At 72.8% G+C, this 21,745-nt stretch carries 17 protein-coding genes and 1 rRNA gene; 11 read left to right on the forward strand and 7 right to left on the reverse strand.

Annotated features, from left to right (window positions below; genetic code table 11):
* Window positions 1–65: 65 nt before the first annotated feature.
* On the reverse strand, window positions 66–2,882 hold the full coding sequence (locus ACFWEG_RS04565) for an NACHT domain-containing protein (protein ID WP_387209105.1): 2,817 nt from the start codon (window positions 2,880–2,882) through the stop codon (window positions 66–68).
* A 491-nt stretch (window positions 2,883–3,373) separates the two neighbouring features.
* Between ACFWEG_RS04565 and ACFWEG_RS04570 the strand changes: the two genes are divergently transcribed.
* Entirely contained in the window at window positions 3,374–4,093 is a 720-nt protein-coding gene (locus ACFWEG_RS04570; protein WP_387209107.1) for a M23 family metallopeptidase, read from the forward strand.
* Window position 4,094: 1 nt separating this feature from the next.
* Here the strand turns inward: ACFWEG_RS04570 and ACFWEG_RS04575 are convergent, their stop codons facing one another.
* Window positions 4,095–4,655 (reverse strand): TetR/AcrR family transcriptional regulator, encoded by a 561-nt coding sequence (locus tag ACFWEG_RS04575; RefSeq protein WP_387209109.1) that lies wholly within the window; start codon window positions 4,653–4,655, stop codon window positions 4,095–4,097.
* A gap of 125 nt (window positions 4,656–4,780) precedes the next feature.
* Between ACFWEG_RS04575 and ACFWEG_RS04580 the strand changes: the two genes are divergently transcribed.
* The gene (locus ACFWEG_RS04580; RefSeq protein ID WP_387209111.1) at window positions 4,781–6,376 is read left to right on the forward strand and encodes an MDR family MFS transporter; all 1,596 of its coding nucleotides are present in this window, start codon (window positions 4,781–4,783) and stop codon (window positions 6,374–6,376) included.
* Window positions 6,377–6,472: 96 nt separating this feature from the next.
* Here ACFWEG_RS04580 and ACFWEG_RS04585 read toward each other — a convergent pair whose 3' ends face one another.
* A complete protein-coding gene (locus tag ACFWEG_RS04585) occupies window positions 6,473–7,459 on the reverse strand; it encodes an A/G-specific adenine glycosylase (RefSeq protein ID WP_387209113.1) in 987 nt (328 codons plus the stop codon).
* 40 nt (window positions 7,460–7,499) lie between these two features.
* Window positions 7,500–8,138: a phosphatase PAP2 family protein gene (locus ACFWEG_RS04590; protein ID WP_387209115.1), complete on the reverse strand. Its 639-nt coding sequence runs from the start codon at window positions 8,136–8,138 to the stop codon at window positions 7,500–7,502.
* Window positions 8,139–8,343: 205 nt separating this feature from the next.
* Here ACFWEG_RS04590 and ACFWEG_RS04595 point away from each other — a divergent pair, with 205 nt between their 5' ends.
* Window positions 8,344–9,213, forward strand: coding sequence for a hypothetical protein (locus ACFWEG_RS04595; RefSeq protein WP_387209117.1), 870 nt, complete (start codon window positions 8,344–8,346; stop codon window positions 9,211–9,213).
* Window positions 9,214–9,232: 19 nt separating this feature from the next.
* On the opposite strand, the gene disA is transcribed toward ACFWEG_RS04595, so the two are convergent.
* Together disA and radA are read right to left on the reverse strand one after the other, a co-directional pair.
* The gene (disA, locus tag ACFWEG_RS04600; RefSeq protein WP_387209148.1) at window positions 9,233–10,291 is read right to left on the reverse strand and encodes a DNA integrity scanning diadenylate cyclase DisA; all 1,059 of its coding nucleotides are present in this window, start codon (window positions 10,289–10,291) and stop codon (window positions 9,233–9,235) included.
* A 183-nt stretch (window positions 10,292–10,474) separates the two neighbouring features.
* Window positions 10,475–11,884: a DNA repair protein RadA gene (radA, locus tag ACFWEG_RS04605; RefSeq protein WP_387209119.1), complete on the reverse strand. Its 1,410-nt coding sequence runs from the start codon at window positions 11,882–11,884 to the stop codon at window positions 10,475–10,477.
* A gap of 222 nt (window positions 11,885–12,106) precedes the next feature.
* On the opposite strand from radA, the gene ACFWEG_RS04610 reads away from it, so the two are divergent.
* On the forward strand, window positions 12,107–13,825 hold the full coding sequence (locus ACFWEG_RS04610) for a hypothetical protein (RefSeq protein WP_387209121.1): 1,719 nt from the start codon (window positions 12,107–12,109) through the stop codon (window positions 13,823–13,825).
* 10 nt (window positions 13,826–13,835) lie between these two features.
* On the opposite strand, the gene ACFWEG_RS04615 is transcribed toward ACFWEG_RS04610, so the two are convergent.
* Window positions 13,836–14,669, reverse strand: a complete 834-nt coding sequence (locus tag ACFWEG_RS04615; RefSeq protein WP_387209123.1) for a hypothetical protein — start codon at window positions 14,667–14,669, stop codon at window positions 13,836–13,838.
* A 39-nt stretch (window positions 14,670–14,708) separates the two neighbouring features.
* On the opposite strand from ACFWEG_RS04615, the gene ACFWEG_RS04620 reads away from it, so the two are divergent.
* The 7 genes from ACFWEG_RS04620 to ACFWEG_RS04650 all read left to right on the forward strand — a co-directional run.
* Complete coding sequence (locus tag ACFWEG_RS04620; RefSeq protein WP_387209125.1) at window positions 14,709–15,638, forward strand: Ppx/GppA family phosphatase; 930 nt, start codon at window positions 14,709–14,711, stop codon at window positions 15,636–15,638.
* Window positions 15,639–15,736: 98 nt separating this feature from the next.
* Window positions 15,737–16,570 (forward strand): sugar phosphate isomerase/epimerase family protein, encoded by an 834-nt coding sequence (locus ACFWEG_RS04625; protein ID WP_387209126.1) that lies wholly within the window; start codon window positions 15,737–15,739, stop codon window positions 16,568–16,570.
* A 170-nt stretch (window positions 16,571–16,740) separates the two neighbouring features.
* On the forward strand, window positions 16,741–18,591 hold the full coding sequence (gene ilvD / locus ACFWEG_RS04630; protein ID WP_387209128.1) for a dihydroxy-acid dehydratase: 1,851 nt from the start codon (window positions 16,741–16,743) through the stop codon (window positions 18,589–18,591).
* A 129-nt stretch (window positions 18,592–18,720) separates the two neighbouring features.
* Complete coding sequence (locus tag ACFWEG_RS04635) at window positions 18,721–19,236, forward strand: EamA/RhaT family transporter (protein ID WP_387209130.1); 516 nt, start codon at window positions 18,721–18,723, stop codon at window positions 19,234–19,236.
* Between the two features lie 68 nt (window positions 19,237–19,304).
* On the forward strand, window positions 19,305–20,063 hold the full coding sequence (locus ACFWEG_RS04640; protein ID WP_387209132.1) for a class I SAM-dependent methyltransferase: 759 nt from the start codon (window positions 19,305–19,307) through the stop codon (window positions 20,061–20,063).
* A gap of 106 nt (window positions 20,064–20,169) precedes the next feature.
* Window positions 20,170–20,979, forward strand: a complete 810-nt coding sequence (gene proC / locus ACFWEG_RS04645) for a pyrroline-5-carboxylate reductase (protein ID WP_387209134.1) — start codon at window positions 20,170–20,172, stop codon at window positions 20,977–20,979.
* 673 nt (window positions 20,980–21,652) lie between these two features.
* Window positions 21,653–21,745 (forward strand): 16S ribosomal RNA (locus ACFWEG_RS04650); the annotation flags it as partial.

Below are 21,745 nucleotides of genomic sequence, written 5' to 3' on the forward strand. Positions count from 1 at the left end.
CCGGTTCCGGGAGGCGCCCCTTTTCGTCGTCTTCGGACGGAGTAACGACGACGCCTCCGCGCGCCTCAGTCGTGCTTCCGGTCGGTGCTGCGCTGGGTGCTGACGTGGACGGTCACCGCGGGAAAGGTCCGGGAGACGAACCCGGGGTCGACGTGCGGCTCGTGTCCGTCCGCCACGAAGACGTGCAGCGTCTCCAGGGCCGGGAACACCCGTGGCAGGAGCTCGAGGTCGTCGTCGGAGAGCAGCTCGTAGAGGTACAGGGTGGTGACCTGGCCGAGGACGCCCAGGGAGGCCGGGTCGAGGAGCAGCGCGAGCAGGGTGTGCGGGCCCGCCAGCCGCAGGACCCGGAGCCGCGGCAGCGCGGCGAGGGGCGCGAGGGAGGGGCCGCCGACCCGCCAGCCGCTGAAGTGGAGCGTCTCCAGGAGCGGGAAGTCGCCCAGCACCTCGACGTCGGACAACGAGCCGCGGACGTCCAGCCGCGTCAGCTGCCCCGGATCCAGGTAGGCGCGCAGGTCCTCCGCCTCGAAGTCGCCCTCCAACTGCACCCACGGCCGCCCGCCCATCCCCCTGAGCGCCGCCAGCTCCGCCGGGGAGTGCGCGACCAGGTACAGGTCGTCGTACGGCAGGTGCGCGATCACCTCGCGCCCGTAGAACTCCGTGTCGAACCGGTGCCACACCCAGGCGAGCTGCCCCCGGACCTGCCACGAAGCGTGCTCGCGGAAGCGGGCCAGCACCGGGATCGCGAGGTCGGTGCCGATCCGGGACGCGGTGACGACGACCGCGCGGGCCTCGTCGTCCGTCAGCCCCTCCGGGCCGGGCAGGTAAGCGAGCACCAGGGGACCCGCCTCCGCGAGTACCCGCGCCGCCTCCACGTCCCGCGGCGGGATCAGCTCCGCCGCCCGCGACTCGACCTCCGCGCGGACCTCCGGCGCCAGCTCCGTCGCGTGCTCCAGGCACGACAGCGCGAGCAGCCGGACCCGTACGGAGTGGTGCGCCGTGAGCAGCGAGAGCAGCTCCGCGCGCTCCCGCGGCCGGGCGTGGGCGACGGCCATGCGGATGACGTCCTCCCACGCCGTGTCGTCCGCGTGGGACAGGAGCACGCCGACGTCCCAGGCCTCGACCGCCGCCCGTGCGGCCAGGTACTCCTGGAAGGTGCGGTGCACGAAGACCACCGCGCCGGGGGACGGCTCCAGGAGCAGCCCGCTGCGGAGCAGCAGGTGGCGGAAGACGGCGGGACCGTCGCCCTGCGCGGCCGCCGACGGCACCGCGGGCAGCGCGCGGGCGACGACGTCCTCGGCCCGGGCGCGTTCCATCTCGCTGCGGCCGTTGCGCACCAGCCAGTACGCCAGCCGCTGCAGCAGCTGGATCTGCGGCTCCTCGGCGAGCTCGATGCCGTCGGGGGCGCCCATGGCCCGCTCGCGGTCGCGGCGGGACAGGAGCATGGTCAGGGCGGCGTCGTAGAGGCTCTTGCGGCCGAGCGGCAGGAAACCCTTCCGGTCGCGGTGCAGGGCGCAGATCAGGCCGCACATCAGCGGGTTGGTGGCCAGCCGGGCGAGGTCGGGCTCGGTCCGCAGCGCGTGCAGCAGGGGCTCCTCGTATCCGGCGGCCTCCGCGGCGCGGTGCCAGCGGTGGACGAAGGAGCGCACTTCCGGTTCGCGCATGGGGGAGAGGGTGAGCTCCCGGAACCGCTCGTCGCCGAGCCAGTCGTCGCGGACCGCGGAGGGGCGGGTGGTGACCAGCCACTGGTTGCCGGCGGGGTAGCCCGCCACCAGGTCGCGCAGCCACTCGCGGGTGCGGCCGCGGTCGGATTCGGGGATCTCGTCGATCCCGTCCACGAGGACCACCGCTCGGCCGGCGGCGAGGACGCGCTCCGCCCAGCCCTCGGGGGCGGCGTGCGGGCAGTTGACGGCCTCCAGGAACCTCCCCGGGGCGGGGAGCCCGGGCCCGCGCACCAGGGTGCGCAGCGGAAGGACGTAGGGGATGCGGTCGCCGTCGCGGGCGGCGGTGAGGGCGAGCCACTGGACCAGGGTGGTCTTGCCGGAGCCGGCGACCCCGCGCAGCAGCACCCGGTCGTGGTCGGTGAGGGCGTTCTCGGCGGGCATCTGGTACCCGCCTGCGACGGGCGGCGGCTCGGCCGTGTCGCCGGCCGGGCCGACGGCGGTGTCCTCGCGGTGCTCGCCGGTCGCCTCCAGGCTCAGATAGGCGGCGTCGAGCGGCCAACGGTCCGGTGAGTGGTGCAGATCGATGCCGTAGATGGTGATCCGGCCGTGCTTGTGGACGATGTACTCGCGGTAGCGGGCCTCGAAGACGACGTCGCGGGAGCCCGGCAGCGGGGTGCGGGCGATCAGCTCGTCGACGCGCGCGATCAGCGCGGCCTGGGCGCGGCTCTGGGCGACCAGGGTCGCGGCGATGAAGGCCGACCGCTGGGTGAAGAAGTTCAGGACGTGCAGGCAGGCGGTCGTGACCAGCCGCTCGTGGAAGTAGGCCGCGTCCGCGGACAGGTGGCGCTCGGGACGGCCGCTCGCGGCGCTCAGACGGGCGGCGAGCGCCTCGTGGCCGAGCTGGACGGCCTCCACGTCGGTGAGGTCCAGATCGCCGAGCGCGTGCAGGGTGCGGGTCACCGCGTCGACGACGGCCTGCTCCTCGTCGGCGGGCGCGGGCCGCTCGTCGCACTGCTGCGCCCGGTGCACCAGGACCCCGGCGAGCTTGCGCAGGTCCCGTTCGGACAGCGTGCGCTTCTCGCCGGTGAACGAGACGTACCCCGACAGCCGCACCGGGGCGTCCACCAGGTCCGCGCCCGGCCCCTCCGTGACGAAGAGCCGCTTGACGAGCGGGGCCACCGCGCTCGACGCGAGGCGGGTGCCGATGAGTACGGGCTCCATGTGCCTTCCCCCCGGGGGCAGTGATCCAGTCCGGCCAGGCTAGGGCGTGCGGTGTCCCCAGGGGGCCGAACGTGCGCGAGCGGAGCGCGATTTCGTGTGACCCAGGCCGCTTTCGGAGCCTCCGCCCGGTGAGGTGCCGCACAGGCCCTTGGTCCTCTCCTACCGGCGGTAGTCGTACGCGCCGACCGTCACCGCGGGACCTCCGCTGGGGCCGGCGGGACCTTCGGCCCCCCATGGCGGGCAGAGGCGGGTTCTCAAGGGCCACCGAGGCTTCGACCCTCGATGAAGTGGGCCTAAACCCTACCGAAACCATTCATTTCACTTGAAAGTGCAACCAGGGGCGGTACGGCACTCAGGGTTGCGCAAAAGGCCCGATATACGGACTTGAGTAGTAGAAGAGCTGTTTGAGCCGGTACGGGGGTGGCGGTTACCAAGGAATGGCAACGCCGGACGAACGACCACCCGGCCCCCTTTCACCGGAGGTTTTCCGCATGACGAAGCGCGCCACCAAGTCCCGCATCTCCTCGACCACGACCCGTACCCGCGGCGCCGTGCTGGCCGCTGGCCTCGGCGTGTCGATGCTCCTGGGAACCGGTGTCGCCAGCGCTGCGAACGACTCCGTGGCCGTGGCGGTGCCGAACGCGAGCGGCGTCGCGATCGGCGCCCAGGCCGACGCCCAGGCCAAGGCCGCCAAGCAGGCCGTCCACGAGGCGAAGGTGAAGGCCGAGAAGAAGGCCGCCGCCAAGGTGAAGGCCGCGAAGAAGGCCAAGGCGGACGCGGCCAAGAAGAAGAAGTCCTGGGTCGACCCGGTCAGCGACTACACGCTGACCGCCACCTTCGGCAACAGCGGCGACCGCTGGTCGCACGGCCACTCCGGCCAGGACTTCGCCGTCCCGGTCGGCAAGAAGGTCGTCGCCGCCCACGGCGGCACCGTCGTCAAGGCCGGCGGAAACGGCGCCGGGGACGGCCCCGCGTACGGCAACGCCGTGGTCATCAGGCACGACAACGGCACGTACTCGCAGTACGCGCACCTGTCGCGCGTCGACGTCAATGTCGGCGACCGCGTCGAGACCGGCGAGCACATAGCCCTCTCCGGCAACACCGGTAACTCCAGCGGCCCCCACCTGCACTTCGAGATCCGCACCACCCCGAACTACGGCTCCGCGGTCGACCCGGTCGCCTTCCTGCACGCGCAGGGCACCAAGGTGTGACCTACGGCGTGACCCCGTGCGCCTGACGCACCAGATCGACGGCGACCTCCAGGACGGCCTTGCGCTTGTCCTCGGGGTCGCCGTCGACGTTCCACAGGTGGAACGAGCCCGCGTGCAGGGTGACCAGGGCGCTGACGCAGCGCACCTGGTCCTTGAGCGAGGCGTCCGGCACCTGCATCAGCTCGATGAGCGCGTGGACCCGCTCCTTGAAGGAGTCCCCGATGCTCAGCTCGCGCACCGTGGCCTGGTTCTCCTGCATGAAGCGGAACAGCGGCGCGGCGTCGGCCAGCGCCTGGCTGTACCGGCTCAGGACCTCCTGCTTCGTCTCGAGGCCGGGCTGCTGCCCCTGGCCCCAGGCGATCAGCTCGTCCATGGGACGCGTCAGGTCCTGGAAGAGGCTGATGAGGATGTCCTCCTTGGTCTTGAAGTGGTAGTACAGCGCGGCCTTGGTGACCTCGAGCCGCTCGGCGATCTCGCGCAGCGAGGTCTTCTCGTACCCCTGCTCGGCGAAGAGTTCCAGGGCCACGTCCTGAATGCGCTGGCGGGTGTTGCCTCGTGCCACGTTGCTCTCCCAGGAACTCGCAAACTTACTTGACGCCCGGCTAGTACAGGGGCTAACTTCCCTGAAGTCAATACTAGCCGGGCGGCAAGTAAGTCGCGCAGGACACCGCAGGGAGCTGGGGGATCATGGCCCAGATGGAGAAGAGCACGGGCGCGGAGAAGGAGGTGCGGCCGCGCAGCGTCCGGGTCGTGCTGATGGCCCTGATGATCGCGATGCTGCTCGCGATGCTCGACAACATGATCATCGGCACCGCGATGCCGACGATCGTCGGCGAGCTCGGCGGCCTCGCGCACCTGTCGTGGGTGGTCACCGCCTACACGCTCGCCACCGCCGCCTCCACCCCCATCTGGGGGAAGCTCGGCGACATGTACGGCCGCAAGGGCGTCTTCCTGACCTCGATCGTGATCTTCCTGATCGGCTCGGCGCTGAGCGGGATGGCCCAGGACATGAGCCAGCTGATCGGCTTCCGCGCGGTCCAGGGGCTCGGCGCGGGCGGCCTGATGGTCGGCGTCATGGCGATCATCGGCGACCTCATCCCGCCCCGCGAGCGCGGCAAGTACCAGGGCATGATGGCCGGCGTCATGGCCGTCGCCATGATCGGCGGACCGCTGGTCGGCGGCTCCATCACCGACCACTGGGGCTGGCGCTGGAGCTTCTACATCAACCTCCCGCTGGGCGCGGTCGCGCTCGCGATGGTCACCGCGGTGCTGCACCTGCCGAAGAAGGAGCGCCGCCGGGACGCGAGGATCGACTACCTGGGCGCCGCGCTGCTCACCGTCGGCATCACGTCCATCGTCCTCGTGACCACCTGGGGCGGCACGGAGTACGACTGGGACTCGGCCGTCATCATGGAGCTGATCGCCCTCGGCGTCGCCGCCCTGGTCGGGTTCGTCTTCGTGGAGCGGCGGGCCGCGGAGCCGATCATGCCGCTGCACATCTTCCGCAGCCGCAACTTCACCCTGATGTCCGTGATCGGCTTCCTGACCGGATTCGTGATGTTCGGCGCGGTCCTCTTCCTGCCGCTCTACCAGCAGTCCGTCCAGGGCGCGTCCGCGACCAACTCCGGTCTGCTGCTCCTGCCGATGCTGCTGTCGATGATGGTGGTCTCGCTGGTCGCCGGCCGCATCACCACCGACACCGGCCGCTACCGCATCTTCCCGATCATCGGCGGCGCGCTGATGGTCATCGGGCTCTTCCTGCTCGCCCAGATGGACACCGACACCACCCGGCTGACCTCGGGGCTCTACATGGCGGTGCTCGGCGCCGGCATGGGCTTCCTGATGCAGATCACGATGCTCGTCGCGCAGAACAGCGTCGAGATGAAGGACATGGGCGTCGCTTCGTCGTCCACCACCCTCTTCCGCACGCTCGGCAGCTCGTTCGGCGTCGCGATCATGGGCGCGGTCTTCAACAACCGGGTGCTGGACACCATGGCCGAGCGCGGCGCGGCCGGCACCGGAGCCGGGGGCGCGGCTCCCGACCAGCCCGCGCAGCTCGACGCGGCCAGCCTGGCCGAGCTGCCCGCGGCGGTCCGCGAGGCCTACCAGTACGCCGTGTCGTCCGGGACGCACTCGGCCTTCCTGCTCGGATCGGCCATCGCCGTCCTGGGCCTGGTCGCCGCGTTCTTCGTCAAGGAGGTGCCGCTGCGTGGTGCGGGTGCGCCGGCCGCCCCGGCCGCGCCGCCGGTCCCGGAGGCGGCGGGCGCGGGCAAGACGGCCTGAACGGACGCCGAAGGGCCGCTGCCGGGAGGCGACACGCTTCCCGGTAGCGGCCCTTCGGCGTACTCTCCGGGCCGCCCACCCGCCGCGGCCCGGCGCTCAGCTGTGCGGAAGCCGGTACGTCCCGCCCTCCAGCGGCTCGACGAGACCGTCCGCGACCAGCCCGTCCAACGCGCGGGCCCGCTGCACCGGTTCGTCCCAGACCGCGTCCAGCACCCGCTGCGGCACCGGCTCGAGCGCTTCCCGCAGCACCGCGAGCAGCTTGCCGCGCACCTGCCGGTCGGTCCCGGCGTACGTCTGACCGCGCCGCGGCGGCCCGTCGTGCGCGGGCTTGCCCGCCAGCCGCCAGGCGCAGTGGCCCGCGATCGGGCAGCTGCCGCAGTCGGGGCTCTTCGCCGTGCACACCAGCGCGCCCAGCTCCATCGAGCCCGCCGCCCAGCGGGCCGCCGTCGCCTCGTCGTCGGGCAGCAGGGCCCGGGCCAGCCTCCGCTCGGCGGCCGTGGTGGCGTTCGGCGGGTACTGGACGCCGGTCACCGCGCGGGCGAACACCCGCCGCACGTTGGTGTCCATCACCGCGTGTCGCTGCCCAAAGGCGAACGAGGCGACGGCGGCCGCCGTGTACTCGCCGACGCCCGGCAGGGCGAGCAGGGCGGCGTGGTCGGACGGCACCTCGCCGCCGTGCCGCTCGGCGATGGCCCGGGCGGCGCCGTGCAGCCGCAGCGCCCGCCGCGGGTAGCCGAGCCGCCCCCAGGCGCGTACGGCCTCTCCCGAGGGCTCCGCGGCCAGGTCGGCGGGGCGCGGCCAGCGCCGCAGCCACTGCTCGTACACCGGCAGCACCCGCACCACGGGCGTCTGCTGGAGCATGAACTCGCTGACCATCACCCCCCAGGCGCCCGCCTCCTCCTTGCGCCACGGCAGATCGCGGGCGTGCCGGTCGAACCAGCCGAGGACGGGGGTGTGCAGCGCCTCGGGAGCGACGCCCGCGGCGTCGGGGACGACGGCCGCCACGGCGCTCGCGGTGGCGCCCTCAGCGGCGAGGGAGCGGGCGTCGGACACGGCTTCGAGGGGACTTCGGGGTTCGGTCATGGCGGGACGATCCTCCCACGGCCGCCCGCGCGGCCCGCCGTCAGCGGCGGTGCCGCCCGACGCCCGCCCCGGTGACCAGATCGTCCGCCCCCGTGCCCGACAGCCACCGGGGCAGGCCGGCCTCCGCCCCGCGCAGCGCGTCCACCAGCCGTGTCATCGGCCGCCGGCCGAGCCGGACGAACACCAGCGAGACCAGCGCGCCCAGGAGCAGCCCGGCCGCCACGTCGTGCGGGTAGTGCACGCCGACGAACACCCGCGACAGGGCCATGAGAAGCGCCATCGGGACGGTGAACCAGGCCAGCCGCGGCCACGCCAGGGCCAGCCCGACCGCCGCGGCCCCCGCGATCGTCGAGTGGTTCGACGGGAACGACCAGTCCCCGACCGGCGGGCAGCTGACGAGCGGCGCCGCGGCCCGCGCCACGGCGCGGCACGGCCGGTCCTCGTCGACCAGCGACTTCAGGGCCTCACTGCAGACGTAGGCGACCCCGGTGCCGAGCGGCGCCAGGACGGCCGCCGCCATCGCCCCCGACGGCAGCGTCCGCGCCCGCCACCAGCCGGCTATGAAGAGTGCCGCGAACACCAGCAGCCCCAGCTCGGTCCAGACCTCGGCCAGGAACTGGAACCATTCGGGCGTGTCGTGTGCGAATCCGAGGATGTCGCGGTAGAGATCGCTGTCCATGCCATGGACAGTACGGAGGCCGCCCCGGCCCCCGCACCGCCGGGTACGGCCCGACCCGGCGCACCGCGGTGCCCGGCGACCTGACGGTCACTCAGCAAGCCCTGCCCGTCACCCAGAGAGTCGATCCGGATGATGAACGGAAAAGTTACGGTCCCGGGCGGCGGGTGGGGCCTGAGTGGGCGGTGATCTCTCGTAAGGTTGCGCCGTGGGATCTCTGCGCAATCCGATCGGGCCGCTTCCCTCCTCCATCTACTGGCGACGGAGGGCGGTTCTGCTGTCCGTGATCGCGGTCGTCGCCCTGCTCGTCGTCTGGCTCGTCACCTCCGGTGACGACGGCAAGGACGACGGCGCCGACGGGCCCGGCGGCCGGGGACCCACCTCGTCGATCACCCCCGGACCCACCGACTCCCAGCCGCCCATCAGCGAGGCCCCGGGCGGCCGCGAGGAGTCCGACGGCGGTGCCTCCGACGGCGGCTCCGGCGGCGGCGGTGCGGGTGCGGACGGCGGCACGGGCAACGGCGGTGCGTCCGGCGGCGGTTCGGGCTCCGGCGGCGCCGACGACTCGGGCGGGGCCGGCGGAGGGGACGCGTCCGGCGGGTCGGCCGGCGGGGTCGGCGGCGCGGGCGGGAGCGGCGGCTCCGGCTCCGAGGTCCCGGTCGGCTCCACGCTCCCGGACTGCACCTCCGGCACGGTCAAGCTCTCGCTGCGCAGCGTGAGGAACACCTACGAGCCCGATGAGAAGCCGAAGCTCGAACTGGTGGCGTCCAACGCCTCGGACCAGAGCTGCAAGATGGACTTCGGCCCGAAGGAGGCCGTCGTCGAGATCACCCGCGCCGACACCGACGACCTCCTGTGGTCGTCCGCCGACTGCCCGAAGAACCCCGCCGCGCGGCTGCTGCGGGTCTCCGCGAAGACGTCCGTGACGCACACCGTCACCTGGGACCGCACCACCAGCGAGCCCAACTGCGCGACCCCGCGCCCCGGTTCGGTCGCGCAGGGCGAGACCTACCTGGTGGAGGTGAAGGCGCCCGGCCTGCCCGGGGCCAAGACGTCCTTCGTCCTCGAGAAGGACTGACCGGACGCCTCCGCGGTCCTCAGACGTACCGCTCCAGGATCGAGGACTCCGCGAGCCGCGACAGCCCCTCCCGGACGCTGCGCGCCCGCGCCTCGCCGACGCCGTCGACGGTCTGCAGGTCGTCGACGCTCGCCGCGAGCAGCTTCTGCAGGCCGCCGAAGTGCTCCACCAGGCGGTCGATGATGGCGCCGGGCAGCCGCGGCACCTTCGCCAGCAGCCGGAAGCCGCGCGGGGACACCGCGGAGTCGAGGGTCTCGGGGGAGCCGGTGTAGCCCAGCGCGCGGGCGACGATGGGGAGTTCGAGCAGTTCCGCGTGGGACAGCGCGTCCAGTTCGGTGAGCGCCTCGGCGACCGTCCGCGAGCGCTTGGCGGTCGGCTCGGGCACGTAGTCCCGCACGACCAGCTCGCGTTCGGGCTCGACGCCCTGGATCAGCTCGTCGAGCTGCAGCGACAGGAGCCGGCCGTCGGTGCCGAGCTCGACCACGTACTCCGCGATCTCGGTGGCGATCCGGCGGACCATCTCCAGGCGCTGCGCCACCGCGGTCACGTCCCGGACGGTGACCAGGTCCTCGATCTCCAGCGCGGAGAGCGTGCCGGCCACCTCGTCCAGGCGGAGCTTGTACCGCTCCAGGGTGGCGAGCGCCTGGTTCGCGCGGGACAGGATCGCGGCGGAGTCCTCCAGGACCCTGCGCTGACCGCCCACGTAGAGCGCGATCAGCCGCATCGACTGGGACACCGACACCACGGGGAAGCTGACCTGCTTGGACACCCGGTCGGCCGTACGGTGCCGGGTGCCGGTCTCCTCGGTCGGGATCGTCGGATCGGGGACGAACTGCACGCCCGCCCGCAGGATCTTGGTGATGTCCTTGTCGATGACGATGCCGCCGTCGAGCTTGCACAGCTCACGCAGCCGCGTCGCGGTGAACTCCACGTCGAGCACGAAGCCGCCGGTGCACATCGACTCCACCGTCTTGTCCCAGCCGAGCAGGATCAGTCCGCCGGTGTTGCCGCGGAGGATGCGCTCCAGGCCGTCGCGGAGCGGCTGTCCGGGCGCGACGGCGCTCAGGGAGGCACGCATCAGCGCGTCCGTTCCGGCGCTCGACTTGCCGGGAGCTCCCGCCCGGTCGTTGGCTGCCACTGCGCTCCTCCAGTTGCGGGTCTGCTCGGTAGCCCGTGCCGGGTCCCGCCCTCGTCGAACCCCTGCTCCAGGGCCGTGAACGGCGCTCCGGGACCGCGGGGACGGGCGAGACCTGGGCAAAGTCTACCGGCGCTCCTCCGCCTCCCGTGGGGCCTCCGCCCGACGGGACCTCGGGAGGACCCTCAGCGCGTCCCCCATGTCGGCGACCTCGATCACCTTCATGCCCGGCGGGATCCGTCCCGGATCGGTCGGCACGAGGGCGTGGGTGAAGCCGAGCCGGTGGGCCTCCGCGAGCCGCCGCTGGACCCCGGTGACCCGTCTGACCTCGCCCGCGAGCCCGACCTCGCCGATCGCGACGAGGTTCTTCGGCAGCGGTGTGTCGCTCGCCGCGGACGCCAGGGCGAGCGCGACCGCGAGGTCGGCGGCCGGCTCCGAGAGCTTCACCCCGCCCACCGTCGCCGTGTAGATGTCCCGCTTGCCCAGCGCCTGGATCCGGCCGCGCTGCTCCAGGACGGCCAGCATCATCGACACCCGGGACGTCTCGAGCCCCGAGGTGGTCCGCCGGGGGGAGGGGATCTGCGAGTCCACCGTCAGCGCCTGCACCTCGGCGACCAGCGGGCGCCGGCCCTCCAGGGTGACGGTCAGGCAGGTGCCTGGCACGGGTTCGTCACGGCGGGTCAGGAAGAGCCCCGAGGGGTCGGCGAGACCCGTGATCCCCTCGTCGTGCAGCTCGAAGCAGCCGACCTCGTCCGTCGTGCCGTACCGGTTCTTCACCCCGCGGACCAGCCGCAGCCGGGCGTGCCGGTCGCCCTCGAAGTTCAGCACCACGTCGACCAGGTGCTCCAGGAGCCGCGGTCCGGCGATCGCCCCGTCCTTCGTCACGTGGCCGACGAGGAGGGTCGCCATCCCGCGCTCCTTGGAGGCCCGGATGAGCGCCCCCGCGACCTCCCTGACCTGCGCCATCCCGCCGGGCGCCCCGTCGATCTCCGGGGACGCCACCGTCTGCACCGAGTCCATGATCAGCAGGGACGGCTTGACCGCGTCCAGGTGGCCGAGGACGGCCGAGAGGTCCGTCTCCGCCGCGAGGTACAGGTGGTCGTTGATCGCGTGGATCCGGTCGGCGCGCATCCGGACCTGGCTCGCCGACTCCTCGCCCGTGACGTAGAGCGTGCGGTGCTCGTCGCTCGCCGACTTCGCGGCCACGTCGAGCAGCAGCGTCGACTTGCCGACGCCCGGCTCGCCCGCCAGGAGCACCACCGCGCCGGGCACCAGGCCGCCGCCGAGCACCCGGTCCAGCTCGTCGACCCCCGTTGACCGCGCGGTGGCCTGCCGGGCGTCGACCTGGGCGATCGGCACGGCCGCCGTCGTCACCCGGCCGGCCGCCGTCGTGCGCACGGCGGGCGTGCCGTGCTCCTCGACCGTGCCCCAGGCCTGGCACTCGGGGCAGCGGCCGAGCCATTTGGCCGTCGTCCAGCCGCACTCGGTGCAGCGGTAGGACGGGCGGTCCTTGGCGGATTTCGTACGAGCAGCCATGTCCGCCACCGTAGCCGCCGCCACTGACAACGCCGTTCCCGAGCGGTCGGCCGGCCCGCGCCGGCTGTTCCCACGGGGGCGCACGCGCTTGCGGTACGAACCGGGCGCAAATGCCCGCGGAAAGCCCCGTCCTGTCCCCTTTCGAGGAGAACGTTCACCCGTACGGATTAAATCCGTTCAAGTGGCCCCAGGCGGTCGTCACCGCCCTTCTACGGTCGCCGGATGACGAGCCGTCATCAGGATCCCCCGCCCTCCGACCCGTCCCCCGCACGGCGCGGTGAGCCGCGGCGCTCCCCGCGGCAGTCGGCGCCCGCGCGGGACGAGCCCCACCTCGACGGCCTGTTCACGTACTGCCTGTCGGTCCTCTGCGACCACGACAGCGCGATCGCCACCCTGGGCGAGGTCCTCGCGCTGGCGGAGCGGCAGCGCGCCCGATGCCCCGAGGACCCCGACCGCCACGCGGCCTGGCTCTACGCCCTGGCCCGGTGGGCGTGCCTGCGCGCCCTGGCCGCGCAGCGCGGACGCGTACCGCGCGGACGCCGGGCGGAGGAGGCCGAGGAGAGCCGCCTCCCCGAGGACGTCTCCGCCCACCGGCAGCGCGAACTGGCCCTCCTGGCGTGGCCCGAGGCGGCGGGTACGAGCCCCGAGCAGCGCGAGGCCCTGGAGCTCGCGGTCCGCCACCGGCTCACCCCCGAGGACGTCGCCGCCGTCCTCGGCGTCACCCCGCAGGCGGCCCGCGAGACCCTCGCCACCGCGGCCTGCGAGGTCGAGCGGACCCGGACCGCGCTCGCGATCGTGGAGACCGGCAGCTGCGCCGTCGTGACCGGCCTGACCGGTGACGAAAGGGTTCTGCTGGGAGCCGCGCTGCGCCTGGAGATCGTCCGCCACGTCGACTCCTGCCCCCGCTGCCGCCGCGCCGCCGAGGGCGTCGTCGGCGCCGGGGCCTGGCCCGGTACCAGCGTGACCCCCGCCCGGCTGCCCGTGCTCAGCGCGCCGCGCGGCGCCGCCCGCGCCGCCATGCGGGGCGTCCCGCGCGGACGCGCGACGGCGCCCCGCTTCAACCGCGCGGGCTTCCCGATGAGCCCCAGGGATCAGGCCGCCCGCCGCGACCGCCTGCGCTCCCGCGCGGTGACCACCACGGTCGTCGCCACCGTCGTCGCCGCCCCGGTGCTGGCCCTGTGGGCCGCCTACCGCGGCGCTCCGCCCACCGGCGAGGGCAGCGACCGGGCGACCGTCACCGCCGACGAGGAGAACACCTCCAGGACCCTCGCCGGCGACCACCCGGCGCACGACTCCTACGACAACGCCGGCAACGCCCGCCCCGACACCACCGACCGCTTCACCTCCGCCCGCCGCCCGCCCGACGTCTCGGTCGAGGTCCTGGGCGGCGATCCCGCAAAACCGTCGGTGTCGGGCGGGACCGCTCATAGCCGGTTCTCGGTCGACGCCCGTCGGTACGGCGACACGACCGTCGTCACTCTGCGCGCCGGTTCCGCACCGCTCGTCTGGTCGCTCCACAGCGACGCCTTCTGGCTGCGGGCGAGCCGGAGTTCGGGAACCCTGGCCCCGGGCGAGACGTTCACCGTGCACATCACCGTCGACCGCACCCACGAGCCGGGCGGCCACTGGACGGCGCACCTCTCCGTCGCCCCCGGCGACGCGGTGGTCGTCGTCCGGGGATACGGCCCAGGCACTCCCACGGGCCCGCCCGCGACCTCCGGCCCGCCGCCCTCGTCCGCCGCGCCCTCACCGCCCCCGCCGTTTCCGTCGCCCTCGGAACCGGAGCCCGGCACCCCGCCACCGGACCCCGGGCCCACCCCCTCCCCGACGACCCCCGACCCGACGCCCGAACCCACCCCCACGACGCCCGGGCCGACCGACCCGGCCCCGACGGACGACCCCCCGCCGCCCACCGACACGCCCGCCCCGGCCGCCAACTGACGCGACCGCGCTACCGCGCCGGGTCCGCCGGATGCGGGGCCACCAGCGGCAGCTGCGAGGCCAGCCGCGCCTCGCACAGCCCGACCAGGACGTCGTAGGCCTGCTTGCCCATCAGCTCCGTCAGCTCCGGCCGGTACGACACGTACACCGGGTCGCCCGCCCCGTGGGCCGACGTCGCGGAGGTGCACCACCAGTGCAGGTCGTGGCCGCCGGAGCCCCACCCCCTGCGGTCGTACTCGCCGATCGAGATCTGCAGCACCTGGGTGTCGTCCGGCCGGTCGATCCAGTCGTACGTCCGCCGCACCGGCAGCTGCCAGCACACGTCGGGCTTGGTCTCCAGCGGCTCCCTGCCCTCACGGAGCGCCAGGATGTGCAGCGAGCAGCCCGCCCCGCCCGCGAAGCCGGGCCGGTTCTGGAAGATGCACGACCCCTCCCAGCGGCGCGTCTGCCGGTCGCCGTCCTCGTCCTCCTGCGTCCAGCCGCCCTCGGTCCCGACGCCGTGGAACTGCCAGATGTCCGGTGTGAGCCGGGCCACATGCCCGGCGACCCGGCGCTCGTCGTCGGCGTCCGAGAAGTGCGCGCCCAGGGTGCAGCAGCCGTCCGCCGCGCGGCCGGCCTGGATGCCCTGGCAGCCGCTGCCGAAGATGCAGTTCCAGCGCGAGGTGAGCCAGGTCAGGTCGCAGCGGAAGACCTGCTCGCCGTCCGCCGGGTCGGGGAACTCGACCCAGGCCCGGGCGAAGTCGACGCCCTGTTCGTCCGCGGGCGCGCCGGAGGCGGAACCGGTGGGGACGACGGGGACGACACGCTTCTTCTTCGCCTTCGCGGGCTTCTTCGTTTTCGGCACCCGCCCAGAGTAAGACCGGCTGGCAGTAGCGTTTCGCCCATGAGACTCGGTGTCCTTGACGTGGGTTCGAACACGGTTCATCTGCTCGTGGTGGACGCGCACCACGGAGCCCGCCCCCTGCCCGCGCACTCCCACAAGGCGGAGCTGCGCCTGGCCGAACTGCTCGACGACCAGGGGGCGATCAGCACGGACGGCGTCGACCGGCTGATATCCGTCATCCACAGCGCGCTTCGGGCGGCCGAGGACAAGGGCGCGGAGGAGATCCTGCCCTTCGCGACCTCCGCCGTCCGGGACGCCACCAACGCCGACGCCGTGCTCGCCCGGGTCAAGGCCGAGACCGGCGTCGACCTGCCCGTCATGTCCGGTGCCGAAGAGGCCCGGCTGACCTTCCTCGCCGCCCGCCGCTGGGTCGGCTGGTCCGCGGGCACCCTCCTGCTGCTCGACATCGGCGGCGGCTCCCTGGAGATCGCCCACGGCATGGACGAGGAGCCCGACGCCGCCGTCTCGCTCCCGCTCGGCGCGGGCCGCCTCACCGCCGGCTGGCTCCCCGGCGACCCCGTCGCGCCCGACGACGTCCGCGCGCTCCGCCGGCACGTCCGCACCGAGGTCGGCCGGATCGTCGGCGACTTCACCCGCAGGGGTGCGCCCGACCACGTCGTCGCCACCTCCAAGACCTTCAAGCAGCTGGCCCGGATCGCCGGCGCGGCACGCAGCGCCGAGGGCCTCTACGTGCACCGCGAGTTGACCCACGCCGCACTGGAGGAGTGGGTCCCGCGGCTCGCCGCCATGACGACGGCCGAGCGCGCGGACCTTCCCGGCGTCTCCGAGGGCCGCGCCCACCAGCTCCTCGCCGGCGCGCTCGTCGCCGAGGCCGCGATGGACCTCTTCGGCGTCAAGACCCTCGACATCTGCCCCTGGGCGCTGCGCGAGGGCGTCATCCTCCGCCGCATCGACCGCCTGGGCAAGTGACCGGCGCGACCCGGGAACCGGCCTGCCCGGTTCCCGGGTCACCGGTCCGCGAGGCCGCCCCCGGCCCCCGCTCCCCGCGCGCCCCGTACGCTGTTCCCGTGGCAGAACCACCCGTACGCGTCCCGAAAGCAAAGGTCGCCCTCTCGACGGCGTCGGTGTACCCCGAGTCGACGGCGACCGCCTTCGAGATCGCCGCACGCCTCGGCTACGACGGCGTCGAGGTCATGGTCTGGACGGACCCGGTCAGCCAGGACGTCGACGCCCTGCGCCGCCTCTCCGACCACCACGGGGTGCCGATCCTCGCCGTCCACGCCCCGTGCCTCCTGATCACGCAGCGCGTCTGGTCCACCGATCCCTGGGTGAAACTCCAGCGCGCCCGCGCGGCGGCGGAGCGCCTGGGCGCGTCCACCGTCGTCGTCCACCCGCCCTTCCGCTGGCAGCGCGGCTACGCCCGCGCGTTCGTCCGGGGCGTCTGGCGGATGGCCGACGAGACCGACGTGCGGTTCGCCGTCGAGAACATGTACCCCTGGCGCTACCGCGACCGCGAGATGCTCGCCTACGCCCCCGACTGGGACGTCACCAAGGACGACTACCGGCACTTCACGATCGACCTGTCCCACACCGCGACGGCGCGCAACGACGCCCTGCAGATGGTCGACCGGATGGCCGACCGCCTGGGCCACGTCCACCTGGCCGACGGCAACGGGTCCGCCAAGGACGAGCACCTGGTCCCCGGCCGCGGCTCCCAGCCCTGCGCGGAGCTGCTCGAACGGCTGGCGGGCTCGTCGTTCGACGGACACGTCGTCATCGAGGTCAACACCCGCCGGGCCATGTCGTCCGCCGAACGCGAGGCCGACCTCGCCGAGGCCCTGGCCTTCACCCGCCTCCACCTCGCCGCGACCACCGCGGCCGACCGCTTCCCGCTCTCCTGAAGACACCTCCCAGGAGGGCGTCCCGCTCTGCCGTGGTTGACCGGAGTGTGAGCCGGTCGTCCCGCAATCCGGACGGCCTGTCCAGATCCTGGAGCACGGGCGTACGCTCGACGACAGCCCTATTCGCCGGAGCCCCGATCCCCGGGGCGCTGCCCAAGGAGCGAGCGAAGATGCCCGAGCTGAGGTCCCGCACAGTCACCCACGGCCGCAACATGGCGGGCGCGCGCGCCCTCATGCGCGCCTCCGGGGTAGCGAGCGAGGACATCGGCAAGCCGATCATCGCCGTCGCCAACTCCTTCACCGAGTTCGTCCCCGGCCACACCCACCTCGCCCCCGTCGGCCGGATCGTCTCCGACGCCATCAAGGCGGCCGGCGCCGTCCCCCGCGAGTTCAACACCATCGCGGTCGACGACGGCATCGCCATGGGCCACGGCGGCATGCTCTACAGCCTGCCGTCCCGCGACCTCATCGCCGACAGCGTCGAGTACATGGTCGAGGCCCACTGCGCCGACGCCCTGATCTGCATCTCCAACTGCGACAAGATCACCCCCGGCATGCTGATGGCCGCGCTGCGCCTCAACATCCCGACGGTCTTCGTCTCCGGTGGCCCCATGGAGGCCGGCAAGGCCACGCTCGTCGACGGCACCGTCCGCACCCTCGACCTCGTCGACGCCATCTCCGACGCCGTCAACGACAAGATCTCCGACGCCGACATCCTCCGCATCGAGGAGAACGCCTGCCCGACCTGCGGCTCCTGTTCGGGCATGTTCACCGCCAACTCGATGAACTGCCTCGCCGAGGCCATCGGCCTCGCCCTCCCCGGCAACGGCTCGGTGCTCGCCACCCACACCGCCCGCAAGGCCCTCTACGAGACCGCAGGCCGCACCGTCGTCGAGATCACCAAGCGCCACTACGAGCAGGACGACGCCTCCGTCCTGCCGCGCGCCGTCGCCTCCCGCGAGGCCTTCGAGAACGCCATGGCCCTCGACATCGCCATGGGCGGCTCCACCAACACGATCCTGCACCTCCTGGCCGCCGCCCAGGAGGCCGGCCTCGACTTCGGCCTCGCGGAGATGGACGAGATCTCCCGCCGCGTCCCCTGCCTCGCCAAGGTCGCCCCCAACGTCGCCCCCGGCGGCACCTACTACATGGAGGACGTGCACCGCGCGGGCGGAATCCCCGCCATCCTCGGCGAGCTGCACCGCGGCGGCCTGCTCAACGAGAACGTCCACAGCGTCCACGCCGACTCGCTCGCCGAGTGGCTCAAGACCTGGGACGTCCGCGGCGGATCGCCCTCCGCCGAGTCCGTCGAGCTGTGGCACGCCGCACCCGGCTGCAAGCGATCGGCAACCGCGTTCTCCCAGTCCGAGCGGTGGGACAGCCTCGACACCGACGCCGCCGACGGCTGCATCCGCTCCGTGGAGCACGCCTACTCCAAGGACGGCGGTCTCGCCGTCCTCAAGGGCAACCTGGCCGTCGACGGCTGCGTGGTGAAGACCGCCGGCGTCGACGAGTCCATCTGGACGTTCGAGGGCCCCGCCGTCGTCTGCGAGTCCCAGGAGGAGGCCGTCGACAAGATCCTCCGCAAGGAGATCACCGCCGGGGACGTCGTCGTCATCCGCTACGAGGGCCCCAAGGGCGGCCCCGGCATGCAGGAGATGCTCTACCCGACGTCGTTCCTCAAGGGCCGCGGCCTCGGCAAGGTCTGCGCCCTGGTCACCGACGGCCGCTTCTCCGGCGGCACCTCCGGCCTCTCCATCGGCCACGCCTCCCCTGAAGCCGCCTCCGGAGGCACCATCGCCCTGGTCGAGGACGGCGACCGCATCTCGATCGACATCCCCAACCGCACGATCCAACTCCTGGTGTCCGACGAGGAACTGGCCCGCCGCGACAAGGCCCTGAACGGCGTCTACGCCCCCAGGAACCGCGAGCGCAAGGTCTCCCAGGCCCTCCGCGCCTACGCCGCCATGGCCACCAGCGCCGACAAGGGCGCCGTCCGCGACGTCACCAAGCTCGGCTGACCCGATCACACCCGCCGGCTCCCGTCCGCCCCGCGGCCGGGAGCCGACGCATGTCCCCCTCCACAGGACATCGCCACCCTCAGGCGTCGCGTGGTCGACCAGCGCACCCCCCGGGCGATAATCGATCCCGTGAGCGACGAGACGCCTCCCCCCGGCACCCCCGACGACCCGCGAACCGCCGACACCGGCCCCCGCCCCGAACCACTGCGCTTCTACGGCACCACGTGGGTCGACCACACCGGCCACTACGCCCTGCGCCGCGCCGGCCTCGCCGCCGGATCCCTCCTCGCCGCGGTCGCGGCCTGCCTCGTCCTGCGCTTCGCCTTCGAGGGCATGCAGATCGCCGAGGTCGGCGGCCTGGTGAACACCCTCCTCGTCGTCTTCTTCGCGGTCTGCAGCGCGATCGCCTTCCGCCGCACCTGGGAGGGCTTCACCCGCCGCCTCGACCCGTCGGCCGAGCAGTCCCTCCGCAGCGTCAAGACGATCGGCTTCATCGGCTCGCTCCTCGCCTACTTCTTCCGCTCCCTCGCCGAGGCCCCCGGCGAGAAACTCCACCGGACCGAGTACGAGACGGCCCGCGCGCGGTACGAGCGGCGCAGCACCCGCCGCGCCGGCAACCCCGCCAAGCGCAAGCGCCGCCGCTGAGCCCGGCAGGGACCGGTCTTCGCGGCAGACCCCTTCCCGGCTCGCCCGCCCGCGGCCAGGATGGCTCCATGGCCACAGCTCCGTCCCGCGCCCACTCCTTCGACAGCGCCGCGGCGGAGTACGCCGCCCACCGACCCGGCTACCCCCCGGCGCTCTTCGCCGCCGTCGAGGACCGTCTCGGCCGCCCCCTGACCGGCGCCCGCGCCGCGGACGTCGGCGCCGGCACCGGAATCGCCACCGCGCTGCTGCACGGGCGAGGTGCCCGCGTGACCGCCGTCGAACCGGGCGTGGCCATGGCCGACCAACTGCGTCGCGCCCACCCGCGGATCCCCCTGGTGCGCGGCGACGGCAACGCCCTCCCCTTCGCCGACGCCTCGCTGGACCTCCTGACCTTCGCCCAGTCCTGGCACTGGACGGACCTGCCCCGGGCCGGCGCGGAAGCCCGCCGCGTCCTGAGGCCCGGCGGGGTCCTCGCCCTCTGGTGGAACCTCGCGGACACCGGGGCCGACTGGATCGCCGCCCAGACCGACCGCATCCTCGCCCGCTCGGCCACCGCCGACCTGCCGGGCGTCGCGGCGACCCACCCCGGCTTCACCCCCGCACTGCCCGACACCCTCGCCTTCACCCGCCACCAGTTCCCCTGGAGCCGGGAGGTCCCGCTCGACGGCCACCTCGCCAACCTGGCCACCCACTCGACCTTCCTGATCAGCCCGGCCGACGAGACCCGGGCCTTCTTCGACGCCGAGCGCGAGATCCTCCTGCGGGCCTTCCCCGACGGCCGGGTCCGCGAGGACTACGTCACCCACCTCTTCCTCGCCACCCGCTGACCCCGCTGCCCGCCCCTCGGACACCTCCCGACCGGACGCCACCCGGGTGCGAGGATGGGCCGGGTACGCACCACAGCACCCCGCACCCGGCCCGGAGGGCGTTCCCATGTCCCAGACCGTCGCAGTCCTCGGCACCGGCAAGATCGGCGAAGCCCTCCTCAGCGGCATGATCCGCGCCGGCTGGCGCCCGGCCGACCTCCTGGTCACCACCCGCCGCGGCGACCGCGCGGAGGAACTGCGCACCCGGTACGGGGTCGAGCCCGTGTCCAACGCCGACGCGGCCAAGCGGGCCGACACGCTCATCCTCGCCGTGAAGCCGCAGGACATGGGACGGCTCCTCGACGAACTGGCCCCGCACCTGCCCGGCGAGCGCCTGATCGTCAGCGCCGCCGCGGGCATCACGACGTCCTTCATCGAGGAGCGGCTACCGGCGGCCACCCCGGTCGTCCGCGTCATGCCCAACACCCCCGTCCTGGTCGACGAGGGCATGTCCGTCATCAGCGGCGGCAGTCACGCCACGGCCGAGCACCTCGCCCACACCGAGGAGATCTTCGGCGGCGTCGGCAAGACCCTCCGCGTGCCCGAGTCGCAGCAGGACGCCGCGACCGCGCTCTCCGGCTCCGGACCGGCGTACTTCTACTTCCTGGTCGAGGCCATGACGGACGCGGGCATCCTGCTCGGCCTTCCCCGCGCCCAGGCCCACGACCTGATCGTCCAGGCCGCGATCGGCGCGGCGGTCATGCTGCGCGACAGCGGCGAACATCCCGTGAAGCTCCGCGAGGCCGTCACCTCCCCGGCCGGGACGACGATCAGCGCCATCCGCGAGCTGGAGAACCACGGGGTTCGTGCCGCTCTCATCGCCGCGCTCGAAGCCGCCCGGGACCGCAGCCGGCAGCTCGCCTCCGGCAACGGCTGACACCCTCCGACCAGGGACATCGACCGGGAGTTGACACCGGGTCGCCGACTCCGTAATGTACTCCGAGCTGTCCGACGTGAGAACCGACTCCGGTCGGCCCCGGACAGTCACTCCGCAGGAATCACCGCAAACGAACGGCGCTTCGTCGTCCCCTCGTTTTCGTGTGTCTTCTTTCGGGGAGTGGAATTCCCTCGATTAGCTCGGGACTCAGGAATCCGCTACTGTCTCACTCGCCGCGGCGCCCCAACAGGCGCTCAGGCGGACCCTCCTGACGGGGAATCAGAGCCGAAAAGCTCTGATAGAGTCGGAACCGCCGGAAAGGAAAGCGCGAAAGCGAAGACCTGGAAAGCGCCGAGGAAATCGGGCCCGAAAGAGTCTGGTAGAGTCGGAGACGCAAGACCGAAGGGAAAAGCCCGGAGGAAAGCCCGAGAGGGTGAGTACGAAGGAAGCGTCCGTTCCTTGAGAACTCAACAGCGTGCCAAAAGTCAACGCCAGATATGTTGATACCCCGTCTCTCCCGATCTCGGGAGGACGAGGTTCCTTTGAAAAAGACCTGTTCGATCCCTTTGGGGGTGCGGGCAGGCGACACAGCGAGGACGCAGTGAACGTGTCGGCCCTATTCCGGTCGACGGTTCCGCTCTTCCGACGTGTTTCACCGGATTACCGGTAAACATTCACGGAGAGTTTGATCCTGGCTCAGGACGAACGCTGGCGGCGTGCTTAACACATGCAAGTCGAACGATGAAGCCCTTCGGGGTGGATTAGT

The sequence above is a fragment of the Streptomyces sp. NPDC060194 genome (assembly GCF_042728285.1).
Taxonomy (GTDB): Bacteria; Actinomycetota; Actinomycetes; order Streptomycetales; family Streptomycetaceae; genus Streptomyces.